The organism is Intestinimonas butyriciproducens (assembly GCF_016901775.1).
Classification (GTDB): domain Bacteria; phylum Bacillota; class Clostridia; order Oscillospirales; family Butyricicoccaceae; genus Pseudobutyricicoccus.
The window spans coordinates 40398-55070 of record NZ_JACJKW010000013.1 but is presented as its reverse complement, the minus strand read 5'-3'; the positions used below and the strand labels follow the sequence as shown (position 1 = coordinate 55070).

Below are 14673 nucleotides of genomic sequence, written 5' to 3'. Positions count from 1 at the left end.
GAACGGTTGCAGAGAAAGGCGGGCTATGCTATCCTTAAAAGTACAGACCGGAAAAAGAAAGGATGACAAAGGATGATCACCAGAGACGAAGCCTGGGCGCTGCTGTGCAAATACAATCAGGAGCCTTTCCATCTCCGCCATGGAGAAGTGGTGGAAGGCTGTATGCGTTATTTTGCCCGGGAGTTGGGATACGGCGAGGAAGAGGAATTTTGGGGCATTGTGGGCCTGATCCACGATCTGGATTTTGAGCAATGGCCGGAAGAACATTGCCACAAATGCCGGGAGCTGATGCGGGAAGCTGGGCTGGATGAAAAGATGATCCACGCCGTGGCCAGTCATGGCTATGGCCTGTGCAGTGAGATCGAGCCGGAACACGAGATGGAAAAAGTGCTTTTTGCCGTGGATGAGCTCACCGGCCTGCTGGGAGCTGCCGCTCGCATGCGCCCCTCTAAAAGCGTTTCCGATCTGGAGCTGCCCTCGGCCAAGAAAAAATTCAAGGACAAAAAGTTTGCCGCCGGTTGTTCACGGGAAGTGATCCAGCAGGGCGCCGACCGTCTGGGTTGGACTTTGGATGAGCTGATCGAAAAAACCATCCTGGCCATGCGGGAAGATCCGAAAAACTAAAAAATTATTTGGTAAAAAAGGCTCTCTGGAAAAACCAGAGGGCCTTTTTTGAAAAACTCAGAATCCCCGGCCCATGATCTCATGGGTGGTGGAGATCATCACAAAGGCCGAAGGATCGGCATCGGCAATGAACTGTCGCAGGCGGCGGGCCTCCCGAGGGGTCATGGCGGTAAAGAGGATGGAGCGCTCTTCGCCGGTAAAGGCGCCTGTGCCGGAGGATAAGGTGGCACTGCGTTTCAGGTCCTCTGTGATGAAACGGCAGATCTCTTCCGGGTGGGAACAGATCACCTGGAGCCACTTGACCTGATTCATGGAGGCGATCACATTGTCGATCAGAAGGGACTTGATCAAAAGGCCGGCAAAGGAGAAGAGGAAGGTTTCCACGCCAAAAAGCAGACCGCCCATCAAAACAAAGAGCAGGTCGGAGAAAAACAGGGCCTGGCCGATGTCAATGCTGGTGTATTTTTTCAGGATCATGGCGATTACATCGGTGCCGCCGCCGGAGGCGCCCACAGAGAACAAAAAAGCAGCGCCCACCGCAGGTAAGGCAATGGCAAAGCCCAATTCCAGCAACGGTTCCTGGGTGAGGGGTGCAGAAAGAGGGAAGATCCGCTCCAGCAGGGTGAGGGATACGCTCATGAGCAAACTGGTGTAAATGGTTTTGACGCCAAAGCCCCGCCCCAGAAAGACAAAGCCCAGCAAAAGCAGCAGCATATTGGCGATAAAGGTAAAATCACTGGCGCTGATAGGCAGGTAGGGAGCCGCTACAACGGCCAGGCCGGTGACGCCGCCAAAGGAAAAGTTGTTGGGAAACTTGAAGAAATAGACGCCCAGAGACACCAGAAGCGTCCCTATGGTCATGGCAGCAAAGGGGGGAAGGGTCCTTTTTTTCTTTGCCATAAAGCAAACACCTTCTTTGAAAGTTTGGGCCATTGTACCGCAAAAATTGCGGTTGGGCAAGGGGTAAAACAAAAAAATACCGGTATACATTTGCTCTCCGGGGAATCTGACAAAAATGTCACTCCATAGAGAGAAAAAACAGGTATAATGGAGGAAAGAATACGGGAGGAGCCGACAGGGGTATGGAGCATATTTTGCTGGTGGAGGATGACAAGGCCATTGTGATGGGGCTGACCTATTCTCTGGAACAGGAAGGGTATCAGGTGACGGTGAGGGAGGACTGCCCGTCGGCCCTGAAGGTTCTGGAGGAAAAAACCTTCGATCTGTGTCTGCTGGATCTGACGCTGCCTGGGGGCAGCGGGTACGATCTGTGCCGCCGGGTGAAGGAGCTGGGAGACACGCCGGTGATTTTTCTCACCGCCATGGACGATGAGGTCAATGTGGTGATGGGACTGGATATGGGGGCCGATGATTACATCACAAAGCCCTTCCGGGTGCGGGAGCTGATCAGCCGGATCCGTTCGGTACTGCGGCGCGCCCGGCGGGGCGGGGAAAATTCCCATCAGCTGACCATTGGTTCCCTCCTGGTGAATACCCAGGAGGCCCGGGTATGGCGACAGGGAGAAGAGGTTTTTCTCACGGCGCTGGAATACCGTCTGCTGCTTACCTTTCTCAATCATCCCGGACAGGTGCTCACCCGCAGCCAGCTGCTGGAGGGGATCTGGGATGTGGCAGGGGATTTTGTCAATGACAACACTCTGACGGTCTACATCAAAAGACTGCGGGAAAAGCTGGAAGACAATCCACAGACGCCCCGGATCATCAAAACAGTGCGGGGCGTGGGCTATAAGCTGGAACGGGGGGCGAAGGCATGATACGCAACCGGGAATTGTTTTATTATTTTTTGGTTCAGGCCCTGGCGGCGGGGATGGTCACCGGATTGGTCTCTTTGTGGGCCCCTCAGGCGGTGCCTGCCTTCTTGTTTGGCTTTTTGCTGCTCATTGCCATTTCCATGGGCTTTCAGCGTCTGCGCTACCGGCAGATCCAACAGCTGAACGACTATCTTCAGCAGGTGGCGGCCGGAGATTTCTCCCTGGACATTCAGGATCACAAGGAAGGAGAAATGGGTCTTCTCCGCACCGAGATCTATAAAGTGGTGCTGCGACTGTCGGAACAGAGGGACATCATCCAACGGGAGCGGCAGGCGCTTTCCGATGCCATCTCCAACATCTCTCACCAGCTGAAGACTCCCATTACCTCCATGTTGATGATGACCGATCTCCTTCGGCAGGAGGAACTGGAAAAAGAGAAGCGGCAGGAATTTGCCCGCAGCATCGCTTCCCAGCTTCAGAGGATCCAGTGGCTGGTGTCCTCCTTGCTGAAACTGGCCAAGGTGGACGGCGGGGCCATCCGGTTTGCCAGAAAGCCGGAAGCGGTGGACGATCTGCTGCGCAAGGCTCTGGAGCCCATTCAGATCCCCCTGGATATCAAGGGGATCGATGTGAAAATCACAGGAGACACAAACACACTCCTTTTCTGCGACAAACAGTGGACGGTGGAAGCTTTTTTGAATGTGCTGAAAAACTGCATGGAACACACGCCGGAAGGGGGACTGATCCAGGTGCGGGTACAGGACAATCCCCTGTATACCCAGCTGGTGATCCTGGATTCCGGGGAGGGGATTCCCCGGGAAGAAGTGCCCTATGTGTTCCAGCGGTTTTACCGGGGGAAAAATGCCGCCGCTGGCAGCGTGGGCATTGGCCTGGCCATGACCCGCAGTTTTCTCAATGGGCAGAATGGAGATATTGCGGCGCTGCCCGGGCCGGGCGGGCATTTTGTCATTCGGTTTTACCATCAGGAAGCGGTGTGACCCTTTCAGCCGGGGAATGTTCCCCGGCTTTTTTGTGACCAAATTGTCACAAAGAAAGTCACGGCAATGTCACTTGCAGCAGGTATACTGTACCCATCATGTTAGTACAGATAGGGAGGGCGCGGCATGGAAATTTTGCGCGTAGAACATCTTTCCAAGGTATATGGCAAAGGGGAGACCCGGGTGCGGGCCTTGGACGATGTGAGTTTTTCGGTAAAGAAAGGGGAGTTTGTGGCCATCATCGGCCCCTCCGGCTCGGGAAAATCCACCTTGCTTCATATATTAGGAGGAGTGGACCGGCCATCCGGAGGAAAAGTTTATGTGGAGAACACCCACATTTACCAGCTGAACGAAAGCAAACTGGCGGTGTTCCGCCGGCGGCAGATCGGGCTGATCTATCAGTTTTACAACCTGATCCCCGTGCTCAATGTGGAGGAAAATCTCACATTGCCCCTGCTTCTGGATGGGCACAAGGTGGATGAAAAGCGCCTTTCGGAGCTGGTGCAAAGCCTGGGGCTGCAAAACCGGCTGCGGCATCTGCCCAATCAGCTGTCCGGGGGCCAGCAGCAGCGGGTATCCATCGGACGGGCACTGATCAACAACCCGGCCATTGTGCTGGCCGACGAGCCCACCGGCAACCTGGACAGCAAAAACAGCGCCGAGATCATCGGGCTTCTAAAAATGTTTCACAAAGAATATCAGCAGACATTGATCGTCATCACCCACGATGAGCGCATTGCCCTCCAGGCCGATCGGATCATCTCCATTGAAGACGGCCGCATCTCCAGGGATGAGGTGAAAATGCAATGAATGTGATTCAAAAACTCACTTTGCGCCATATGCTGCTGAACAAGCGGCGGACACTGGTGACGGTGCTGGGCATTGTCATTTCGGTGGCCATGCTTACGGCGGTTTCCACCTTCACCGGTTCCTTTATGGATCTGGCCCGCCGGGATACCCTGGCCCGCACCGGGGATTGGCAGGTGAAATATGTGAACATCACCCGGGAGCAGGCCGACCAGCTGGAAAAGTCTCCGGACAATGCTCTGGCGGGGTGCCATTACAATGTGGGCTATCTGGCCCTGCCCGACCCGGGAAGGGAGTCCAGACCCTATCTCTATTGGCAGAATTACGATGAAAACGGCTTTTCTCTTTTGCCCATGAAGCTGGAAGACGGGCGTATGCCGGAAAAAGAAGGGGAAGTGATTGTGCTTTCTTCCTTCCTTCAGGACAATGAGCAGTATAAGATCGGCGACACCATCCGTTTGCCCCAGGGCATGCGGAGGGGCATTCAAAGCGGTATGCCGGTGGAATATGCCGATCAGAGCCGGTTAAACCCGGAGGAGGTCTTTGAGAAAAGCGGAGAGGCCTTGTCTTTTACCATCGTGGGCACTTTTTCTCAGATGGGACTGAACCATAACGCCGCAGGCTACGAGATCTATGGCCTTTTGCAGCCGGAGCAGGAGCCTTTGACCATGCAGATGAAGGTCAGACAGGTGACGGCGGAAATTTTCCAGCAGGCCAAGGACACCGGTGAGAAAGCGGGTCTGGACGGCCAGGGGCAGGTGTACTTCAACAATGCTTTGCTGCGCACCATGGGGGTGGTCAATGACGGCGCCACCATGAATACTTTGTATATCCTCATTGCCATTGTAGTGGTCATCATCATGATCGGGTCGGTGTCTTTGATTTACAATGCCTTTGCCATCTCTCTTTCCGAGCGCAGCCGGTATCTGGGGATGCTCTCCAGCGTGGGCGCCACCCGGCAGCAGAAAAGCGCCAGCGTCTTTTTCGAAGGAGCGGTGCTGGGGGCTGTGGCCATTCCTTTGGGACTGTTGGGAGGCATTCTGGGCATCGGCATCACCTTTTCCTGCATCAGTCCTATGATGCGGGAGTCCTTCGGGATGGAAGCCGATCTTCGCGTGACCATCCGTTGGGCTTCCATGGCGCTGGCCGTGGCGCTTTCCGCTTTGACCATCTTTATTTCCGCTTATATTCCTGCCCGGAAGGCTTCCCGCATTTCGGCCATTGAGGCCATCCGGCAGACGGGAGACATCAAACTGCGCCAGCGGACGGTGCGCACATCTCCGCTGACCCGCTGGATTTTCGGTTTTCCCGCCGATCTGGGGCTGAAAAACTTAAAGCGCAACCGGGGACGCTACCGGGCTACCGTCTTTTCTCTGGTGATCAGTGTGGTGCTGTTTCTCACCGCTTCCAGCTTTTCCGCCTATCTGCAAAGGGCCTATTCCATGACCCTCAGCGGGGTGAATTACGATGTGTATGTTTCGGCCTATGGGGATACGCCGGAAGAGACCCAGGCCCAAAAGCAGCTTTTCGGGCAGCTGGCCCAGGATGGGTTGGCCGATGATGCATCCATGAGTCAAAGGGCGGAAAATGTCCGCATTGCTTTGACGAAAGAGCAGCTGACAGAGGAAACGCTGAACCGGCTTCCCGAGGGAATGGAAAAGGAAACAAGTTTTGAGACCGGGCTGTATCTCATGGCTTTGGACGACAAAACCATGGAGGCTTATCTGGAGAAGGCCGGCGTTCAGGGGGACCTGGGGCAGGGGGCCGTGCTGGTGAATACCGTCCAGCAGCGGAAAGGCTACCAGTTTGAAAAATACCAGGCTTTTCATCTGGAAGCAGGCGATCAGGTAAGTGCAGAACAGATCACCGGTTATGACAGTGAGGGCAGGATGGAAACGGGGGCCTCTCAGAATATCACCGTTGCAGCCACCACCGATGTGATGCCCCAGGGGATGCCGGAATATCTGGAAGATCCCCTGGCCATGGTGCTGGTGATGAAGGAAGATGCCCTGGAAAGCCTGATGCAGGCGCTTTCCCCTGCCGGGGAGCCAGGTTACAGCGTCAGAACGCAGATGTTCTTTACCAGCCAGGACCCGGATGCTTTGGCCGAAAGCCTGGAAGAGCAGATAGCGGACAGCACCCAGAGAGGAATCTTTATCAGCAACATGGCGGAGCAGCGCCAGGCCGGCGAGAGCCTGACCATCATTCTCCAGGTGTTCACTTATGGATTTGTGGTGCTGCTGGCCCTGATCAGTGTGGCCAATATTTTCAACACCATTTCCACCAGCATTGCTTTGCGCAAACGGGAATTTGCCATGTTGAAAAGCGTAGGCATGACGCCCCAGGCCTTCAGCCAGATGATGAAATATGAATCCCTGTTCTATGGACTCAAGGCGCTGTTTTACGGTTTGCCCCTCAGTTTTTTGGTAATGGTGCTGCTGTACCGCACGGTAGACCGGAACTTTGGTTTTGGATTCTTTGTCCCTTGGGGAAGCGTGGTCATTGCGGTGGCCGCAGTTTATCTGGTGGTGGGCATCACCATGCTCTATGGGAGCCGGAAGGTGGGAAAACAGAACATCATCGATGGTTTGCGCCAGGAAAACATCTGATATGAGTTTAAGAAAGTTGTAAGGATTCCCGTAAGAGAGCTGTAAGAAGGGGCTGTTATACTAAAAACACAAGGAGGGAACAAAGAATGAACATTTTGATTTTGACGGGAAAATTCGGTATGGGGCATCAGAGTGCTGCTCTGGCCCTGGAAGAGCATATCCGTTCGGCGTTCCCTCAGGCCCAGGTCCGGGTGGCCGATCTGGTGGAAGAGACTTTCCCGGGGAAAAGCCGGGGCATCTATAAAATGTTTGCCATGGTAGCCCGTCACGGCGGGCCGGTGTTCAACCGCCTGTACCGCTCTTTGGATCGGGAAGGCCCGGCCATGCCGGTTCCAGCCCAGGGCAAATTTCTCAGGACCCTGCACCGGCTGATGCAGGAAGCAACGCCCCAGGTGATCCTTTCCACTCTGCCTCTTTGCACCCGTCTGGCTTCGGAATACAAAGGAAGACATGGGGGATTTCAGCTGATCAGCTGCGTTACCGACATCCGCTGTCACAGCGAATGGATCGCTCCCCATGTGGACCTGTACTGTGTGCCGTCTCAAAAGACATTCCGGGAACTGATGAAAAAGGGGATCGACCCCCAGCAGGTACTGGTTACCGGTATTCCGGTGCGGCCTGGGTTCTATCCGGCTGATAAAGAGGAAAAAAGGGAGAAGGAAGTGCTGGTGATGGGCGGCGGCCTGGGGCTGATGCCGGAAGATCCGGAATTTTATCGGAATCTGGCCCGGATTCCCGGGGTGCACATTACCGTCATCACCGGAAAAAACAAAGAGCTTTATGCAAAGCTTCAGGGGGTGCATCCCCAGGTGGAGGTGCTGGGGTTTACAAACCAGGTGGACAAGTATCTGCGCCGAGCCAGCCTGATGCTTTCAAAGCCCGGTGGGCTCACTTTGTTTGAGGCCATGGCCGCCCAAGTGCCCTTGTTTGCTTTCCATCCCACCTTGGAGCAGGAAAAGGAAAATGGTGCCTTTTTGAAAAACGAGAAAATCGGCCTGGTGCTTCCGGAAAACCCCAAGGCCATGTCCTGGCTGATCGAGGACGCCCTGTGTCAAAAGGGCGACTTGGAGGAAATGGGGCGGAACATGGCCCGTTTGCAGGCGGGAATGGATCTGGGAAAATTGATGGATGTTTTGCAGGCTCCTTCGGTACAAAGGGCCGGATAAATACAGTGGGCTCGGGAAGTTTCCCGGGCCCATTTTGGCTTTGCTCCTCGATTCAGGGATTTTCCTTGAAAAGAGAGAGCAGGTTTTATATTATGAAAGGAGAAAGGCCGGAATGGTTTGGCGAAAAGGAGGATGAACGATGGATTTTGTCTGTTCCAAATGCGGGAAAAGGGTGAGCATTCATACCATGCAGCCCAAATGCGAATGCGGCGGCTTGTGGGACCTGGATTTTGTACCGCCCCGGTTCTCTCCGGAAGATGTGGACAGGGATGAGTGGAGCATCTTCCGGTATCGCAGGTTCATGGCGCTGTCCGGGGAGGCCTGGAGACAAGTCTCACTGGGGGAAGGAATGACGCCGGTGATTCCTCTTACCCAGAATGTGCTTTTGAAGATGGACTATTTTATGCCCACTTTGTCCTATAAGGACCGGGGGGCCGCTGTGCTCATAGCCCACTGCAAAGAGCTGGGAGTGAAGCGGGTGGTGCAGGACAGCAGCGGAAACGCGGGCAACAGCGTCGCCGCCTATGCGGCCCGGGCTGGAATCGATTGCGAAATCTTCGTGCCAGAAGGCACCTCTCCTAAAAAGATCGCCATGATCCGGGCCCATGGAGCTGAGTGTACGGTGGTGCCGGGCAATCGGGATCATTGCGCTGAGGTTTGCCGGGAAAAGGTGGAGCGGGAAGGGGTCTATTACGCAAATCATGTATATAACCCCTTTTTCTATGAAGGAACGAAAACTTATATTTATGAGGTGTGGGAACAGCTTCACCGCATTCCCCGGAATCTTGTGATCCCGGTGGGAAATGGCACCCTGTTTCTGGGCGCCATGCTGGCTCTGGAGCATTTGCTGGAAAGCGGGGTCATTTCCCGGATGCCCCAGGTCTGGGCGGTGCAGAGCGAGCATTGTGACCCGCTGCTGCAAGGGGCCGAGAGGGGAGAAACAGATCCTGTCCGGGTGACGCCCCAGCCCACCCTGGCCGAGGGGATTGCCATCGGTGTTCCCATGCGGGGTCGGGAGATTCTGGCTTATGCCAAAAAATATCCGGTACAGTTCATTCACGCGCCGGAGGACAGAATTTTGGAAGCAAGAGAAATTCTGGCCCGGAAAGGAATCTATTGCGAACATACCACAGCAGCCAATTATGCCGCCTATCTGGCCCAGCAGGACCAGGGAAACGCCATGGAAGATTGCCTGATCACCATGTGCGGGGCCGGGCTGAAATCCGATTATTGAAAGAAAAGCTCCGGGTCTATGGCCCGGAGCTTTGAGCGTGCCCCCAAAGTGGCGAAAGCCACTTTGGGGGGCGCAAGGGGCGGCCCGGTGCCTGGCAGGCAAACTTTCTTTGCCTGGGTGTATACAACCACCCAGGACAAAGAGAGCAACGGGAGCGGCGGCTCGCCGCCCGGAGCTTTTTTGCAGCATAGAAAGGGAGATGGTGGGAAAAGCTAAAGAGAAGATTGAATTTGAACAGGCGGGCGCTTATAATAGGAGGAAAGGCAAATGCTTACTCTGCACCATGTGACCAAGACCTATGGCAAGGGCCATCTGCGGGTAGACGCGCTGCGGGATGTGGAGCTGCAGGTGGACACGGGAGAATTTGTGGCGGTCATCGGTCCCTCGGGCAGCGGCAAAACCACATTGATGAACATTCTGGGCTGTCTGGACGATCCCACCCAAGGGGAGTATTTGCTGGACGGCGTGCCGGTGGGGCGGTTGTCCGGCAGGGAGAAAGCTGTTTTGCGCAACCGGGAAATCGGCTTTGTGTTCCAAAGTTTCAATCTGGTGTCCTCCCTCACCGCCCAGGAAAATGTGGAACTGCCCTTGGTGTTCCGGGGAATGGACGGAGAAAAGCGGCGGGAGCTTTCCCGGCTGGCTTTGGAGCAGGTGGGGCTTTCCCGCCGGGCTCATCACAGGCCCTGGGAGCTTTCCGGCGGCCAGCAGCAGCGGGTGGCCATTGCCCGGGCCATTGCCGCCCATCCGCCGCTGATTCTGGCAGATGAGCCCACCGGAAATCTGGACCCCCCTTCGGGGCGGCAGGTGATGGAGCTTTTGCGCCGGATGAACCAAAATGGGCATACCATCGTCCTCATCACCCACGATGCCGGGGTAGCGGCCATGGCCGGGCGGCGGCTGCGGATGGAAGAGGGACAGCTGCAGGAGCAAAACTAGAAAAAAGAAAAGAGGCTGCGGGATGGAGCGGATCGATAAACGGAATTATTATTTGGATATTGCCGAAAGCGTGCTGGAACGGGGTACCTGTCTGCGGCGGAATTACGGAGCCATTATCGTGAAAAACGATGAGATTGTGGCCACGGGTTACACCGGTGCACCCCGGGGACGGAAAAACTGCGCCGATATGAATTTTTGCATGCGGGAGCATCTGAACATTCCCTCAGGACAGCGGTATGAGCTGTGCCGGTCGGTGCATGCCGAGGCCAATGCCATCATTTCTGCCCAGCGCAGTGACATGATCGGCGCCACATTGTATCTGGCCGGCCGGGATATGAAAACAGGAGAGATGATCGATTATCCCGAGTCCTGCGCCATGTGCCGCCGGCTGATCATCAATGCGGGGATCGAAATGGTGGTCACACGGGACAAGGAAAAACACATCCGGGCCGTGCCGGTGTGGGAATGGGTGGAAAACGACGACAGCATCTATAAGCTGGAAGATTAGGAGGAAACATATGCTGGAATATCGTTACGATACGCAGCTGCTCATCGAAGGGGAAAACCTTTCGGAGGATGCCATTCACCAGTACATCACAGATCACATTCCCGGAGACTGCTTGCTGGCTGTGGGAGATGAAAACCTGATCAAGATTCATTTTCACACCAATATCCCTTGGAAGGTATTGGAGTACTGTGCCGGGCTGGGAGAGATCTTTGATATCGTGGTGGAAGATATGGACCGGCAGGAGCGGGGCCTGAAAGGTTAAAAAACAGCCTGACCCATTGGGTCAGGCTGTTTTTATGCCTGCTTATTTTTCTTTTTCCGCCGGCGCCAGAGGAAAAACAGGACAGCCAGCAGCAGAATCAAAAGAAGGGGAGAGAACATCAGCAGCATCATGGGCAGATAAGGATTGCGCAAGGTGCTGAAAATAGTCTGGAACCAGTTTTCGTCGATGGTGATTTCCAGATTTCCTTCCGGAAGGGTGGGGGAAGAATATTGATACTCCCCCTTTCCCACCTTTTCAAAATCCAGATTGCTTTCCTTCAGCACCGGCATGGCATTATCCAGCTGTAAATGAATGGTAAGATTCCCGAAATCCTTCCACATGGCGGCCGGGGCCAGGTAGTAGCGGATGCGGCCGTATTTGGCGTTGAAATCCAGGTCAGGATAGCCGCCCAGGCGATACCGATAGGAAACGATCACATCCAGCTGTTCTTCCGGCTGGAAGGTCATTTCAAAAGTGATGCTGTCCACCTGCTCCCCCGGGGCAGTATTTTCCCCATCGCCGGGAGAAAGGACGGCATAGCGCCAGTCCTGGGTGGCGATGCGGGTATCATAGCTGATCCCATAATGCTCCACAGAGAAGGGAACCTCCTGGCCGCCCACCGTGACCTGGGTGCCGCTTTCTTCCACATTAGGGGAGAGAAACATGGTTTCTGTGGTTACCTCTTCCTGAGTGGTATTTTTCATGGTGTAGCAGGCGGTGATGGCGGCCTGGGAACCTTGCACCTGAATGTCCAGCACTTGGGATAAAACCGCCAGCTGTTGATTCTTTTCAAAGGTGATGGAAGACCCCACATCCTCTTTCTGTGGAGCCGCCATGTTGGCCTGGGCAGGAAAGAGCAGGAAGGGCATGAGGAAAATCCAGATCAGAAGCAAAGGGAGCCGTTTCATAGCCATACCTCCTTGGAATCCGAAGGCGGGTTTTTGTTAAAAAGATTTTATCATAGTTTTACACTAAAGTAAAGAGAAAGAAAAAATACCGGATGCAACCGATGGTTGACAGATTTCCACCCTCTTTTTGCTGGCGGAAAACAGGATTTCACAGTATAATGGGGGCAGAATCCAACGAGGGAGGGAAAGAGATGATATTGGCGGATAAGATCATCCGATTGCGGAAAAAGAACGGCTGGTCCCAGGAAGAGCTGGCGGAAAAGATGAATGTATCCCGGCAGGCCGTGGCCAAATGGGAGGGAGCACAGACCATTCCCAGTATGGAAAAGATTTTGCAGCTGGGGGAGCTGTTTGGGGTGACACTGGATTATCTGCTGAAAGACGAACGGGAGACCGAAGAAAATACCGGTGTGGCAGTGGAGACTTCGGTGCGGCGGGTCACACTGACAGAAGCCAATGAATTTCTGGCCTGGCGGGAGCGGGCTTCCATTCGCATTGCAGTGGGTGTGTTTCTTTGCATTCTGGCGGTGGCACCTCTGCTGCTGTTGGCGGCCTGGGCAGAATACAGCCCGGGAGGTATTTCCGAAGAGCTGGCCGGGGTGGGAGGATTGATGATCCTCTTGATGATGGTAGCGGCTGCGGTGGCGGTATTTATCTTTTGTGGCTTTGAAAACAGATCCTATGAATTTTTGGATACGGAATTTTTCGAGACAGAGTACGGCGTGCGGGGCATGGTGCAGCAGCGCCAGAAGGAATATAAGACCACCTATGCACGGTGCAATGTGATCGGCGCCTGCATCTGCATCCTTTCGCCCATTCCATTATTTCTGGGGGCGCTGTTGAAAGATCAATTCTATATGGTGATTTTGCTTGTGATCACATTGTTTTTAGTGGATGTTGGGGTAATGTTTTTTATTATACCCGGTGTTCGCTGGGCCAGCATGGAAAAACTTCTTCAGCAAGGGGATTTTCAGCCGGGGGAAAAGGAAAAGAACCGGACAATGGAAAGTATCTCGGGTTTTTATTGGACCATTGTCACGGTTGTCTATCTGGCCTGGAGCTTTGTTACCGGCCGATGGGGCAGCACCTGGATCATCTGGCCGGTGGCCGGAGTGTTGTTTGCCGGCTTGCGTATGCTGCTGGATCTGCTTCCTTCCAAAAATGCAAAATAAAAAATCCCAGGTTTCGGTTTTTCGAAACCTGGGTCAGACTGTCGAAAAACCTATATAATGAAAAGGGTCGTCCGCCCTACCCCTATCAATCCGCAAAAAGCCGCGACCTGTGCGTGGCTTTTTGCACTTCTCAAGGGGCCAGTGTACGCCAAAGGCGTGCATGCAGCCCCTTGCAAAACCCCCTAAAGTGGCCTAAGCCACTTTTTCGACACGCTCTCCCAGGTTTCGGTTTTTTGAAACCTGGGTCCTTTTTATTTCTTTGTTTCTTCTGGGGCCGCCTGGTATTTTGCACCCAGGATCTGGGGCATTTCGCTGTAATCCAGTCCGCAAAGGGCGCAGAACACATAGCACAGGGGCAGGTCTTCTTCATAGAACCGGCGATAGACAGCATCCAGGAAGGACACATAGCCATGGTCCAATGTGTCCAGCCCTAAGGCATCGGCGTGACCGTCCCGCAGGGCATCGCAGCGCCAGTGACCGGAAAAACCGTTCAGGTAGGTCTCGCACAGATAGGCATTGATCCCTTCCATCAAATCGGCGATCACCTTGTCATCCACATAAGCCATCAGCTGGCGGGGGCCGAAGGCTTCGCTTTTCAGAAGGTCCTTCAGTTCCTCGTGATGCACCTTGATGGTGTAGGTGAGCAGAAGCTGCATGGCGGAATCGTCCCAGTCATGGGGCATATTGGCATCCCGGTAGAGCAGGCGGGTGAGTTTGGTTTCATCCAGATCCAGAGCACACAGGCTGGTGACAACAATGTCCAGATACAACAGGTTTTCCGGGGTATAGTCCATCTCAAAGCCAAAGCAGCGTTTGCAAAGAGAGGCAAATTTCCCTGCGTCCAGATATTTGAGAAGGCGAACCGCCTGCTGCTGGGTCAGATTCAGCTGCTCCAGGGGATGGCGGCGGAAAAAGTCCTCGCTGCGGCCCTGATCCACCACCGGCTTGAGGATAGCAAAAAAATCATCAAAATCAGCTTGGTTCATAGGAGTCCTCCTGAGTGATATAGGGATATTGTATCCCGGGGGAGGGGAAATGTCCAGCAAAAAACAGAAGACAGCAAAAAAGACCGCTTGTTCGTTTTACCAAACAAGCGGTCTCAGGAATTGTAAATCACTTTTTTCCAGTCCTTTCTGATTTTCTCTATGTAAAAAGAAGAACGGTGATAAAACCTTTTCAATGGACATCTTCTTTTTTTCTTGTCAGCGGCTTTTGCCACTTATATAAAAGGAAGGATTTTCATTGTCAAGGTACAGGAGAAAGCATTTATTTGCTTTTAGGGAATGGATCGGGGGATAATCCATTGCTTTTTGCTCCGGGTCGCTCAGTTCCGCTATCAAACATTCTTCACGATTCTGTATTATTTTCCTCTGCCGCAATCAAAGCTCTGTCTTTTGGAAATGGTCTGATCCTTTTCCAGCATCACTAAGACACTTCTGGAGAAATTCTTTCTGCCCTAACCGGGCGACAGGTGTGTGAAAAATAGAATGTTAAAAGGGAATTCGAAGCGTTTCAAGTTTCGAAGACTTTTCACGGAAACTGAGAGCCGGTCGCTGATTCTGTTGTTCAACCATTGGTCTCATTCCTTTCTGCTTTTTTCTTTTGCTCTTTCGTTCTTCTTGTCTCTATTATACGGCAGTTTGCTAGAAAGTCAATAGGGTAAAGCGATAAAAATAC

The 14673-nt window shown here is 53.8% G+C and carries 14 protein-coding genes; 11 read left to right on the top strand and 3 right to left on the bottom strand.

Annotation, left to right across the window (positions count from 1 at the left end; genetic code table 11):
- Positions 1-72 precede the first annotated feature (72 nt).
- Entirely contained in the window at positions 73-624 is a 552-nt protein-coding gene (locus H6A25_RS08240) for a hydrolase (protein ID WP_204751530.1), read from the top strand.
- 57 nt (positions 625-681) lie between these two features.
- Here the strand turns inward: H6A25_RS08240 and H6A25_RS08235 are convergent, their stop codons facing one another.
- Positions 682-1524 (bottom strand): YitT family protein, encoded by an 843-nt coding sequence (locus H6A25_RS08235; protein ID WP_204751528.1) that lies wholly within the window; start codon positions 1522-1524, stop codon positions 682-684.
- Positions 1525-1706: 182 nt separating this feature from the next.
- Between H6A25_RS08235 and H6A25_RS08230 the strand changes: the two genes are divergently transcribed.
- The 9 genes from H6A25_RS08230 to H6A25_RS08190 all read left to right on the top strand — a co-directional run bounded on the left by H6A25_RS08230 (position 1707) and on the right by H6A25_RS08190 (position 10916).
- Positions 1707-2399 carry a response regulator transcription factor gene (locus tag H6A25_RS08230; RefSeq protein ID WP_204751526.1) on the top strand — a complete coding sequence of 231 codons (693 nt, stop codon included), beginning with the start codon at positions 1707-1709 and terminating at the stop codon, positions 2397-2399.
- Entirely contained in the window at positions 2396-3394 is a 999-nt protein-coding gene (locus tag H6A25_RS08225) for a sensor histidine kinase (RefSeq protein ID WP_204751524.1), read from the top strand. The genes H6A25_RS08230 and H6A25_RS08225 overlap by 4 nt, the downstream gene beginning before the upstream one ends.
- A gap of 126 nt (positions 3395-3520) precedes the next feature.
- Complete coding sequence (locus H6A25_RS08220) at positions 3521-4204, top strand: ABC transporter ATP-binding protein (protein WP_204751522.1); 684 nt, start codon at positions 3521-3523, stop codon at positions 4202-4204.
- On the top strand, positions 4201-6810 hold the full coding sequence (locus tag H6A25_RS08215) for an ABC transporter permease (RefSeq protein WP_204751520.1): 2610 nt from the start codon (positions 4201-4203) through the stop codon (positions 6808-6810). The genes H6A25_RS08220 and H6A25_RS08215 overlap by 4 nt, the downstream gene beginning before the upstream one ends.
- Positions 6811-6896: 86 nt before the next feature.
- Positions 6897-7976 (top strand): MGDG synthase family glycosyltransferase, encoded by a 1080-nt coding sequence (locus H6A25_RS08210; RefSeq protein WP_204751518.1) that lies wholly within the window; start codon positions 6897-6899, stop codon positions 7974-7976.
- Positions 7977-8115: 139 nt separating this feature from the next.
- Positions 8116-9210 (top strand): pyridoxal-phosphate dependent enzyme, encoded by a 1095-nt coding sequence (locus H6A25_RS08205; RefSeq protein WP_204751516.1) that lies wholly within the window; start codon positions 8116-8118, stop codon positions 9208-9210.
- A 267-nt stretch (positions 9211-9477) separates the two neighbouring features.
- Positions 9478-10146 (top strand): ABC transporter ATP-binding protein, encoded by a 669-nt coding sequence (locus H6A25_RS08200; protein ID WP_204751514.1) that lies wholly within the window; start codon positions 9478-9480, stop codon positions 10144-10146.
- 22 nt (positions 10147-10168) lie between these two features.
- Positions 10169-10654 carry a deoxycytidylate deaminase gene (locus tag H6A25_RS08195; RefSeq protein WP_118425715.1) on the top strand — a complete coding sequence of 162 codons (486 nt, stop codon included), beginning with the start codon at positions 10169-10171 and terminating at the stop codon, positions 10652-10654.
- 10 nt (positions 10655-10664) lie between these two features.
- The gene (locus tag H6A25_RS08190; protein WP_204751512.1) at positions 10665-10916 is read left to right on the top strand and encodes a kinase to dihydroxyacetone kinase; all 252 of its coding nucleotides are present in this window, start codon (positions 10665-10667) and stop codon (positions 10914-10916) included.
- Between the two features lie 32 nt (positions 10917-10948).
- Here H6A25_RS08190 and H6A25_RS08185 read toward each other — a convergent pair whose 3' ends face one another.
- On the bottom strand, positions 10949-11824 hold the full coding sequence (locus H6A25_RS08185) for a hypothetical protein (RefSeq protein ID WP_204751510.1): 876 nt from the start codon (positions 11822-11824) through the stop codon (positions 10949-10951).
- Between the two features lie 191 nt (positions 11825-12015).
- On the opposite strand from H6A25_RS08185, the gene H6A25_RS08180 reads away from it, so the two are divergent.
- Complete coding sequence (locus H6A25_RS08180; protein ID WP_204751509.1) at positions 12016-12996, top strand: helix-turn-helix domain-containing protein; 981 nt, start codon at positions 12016-12018, stop codon at positions 12994-12996.
- Positions 12997-13247: 251 nt separating this feature from the next.
- Here H6A25_RS08180 and H6A25_RS08175 read toward each other — a convergent pair whose 3' ends face one another.
- Positions 13248-13982, bottom strand: a complete 735-nt coding sequence (locus H6A25_RS08175) for a hypothetical protein (protein WP_204751507.1) — start codon at positions 13980-13982, stop codon at positions 13248-13250.
- Positions 13983-14673: the final 691 nt, after the last annotated feature.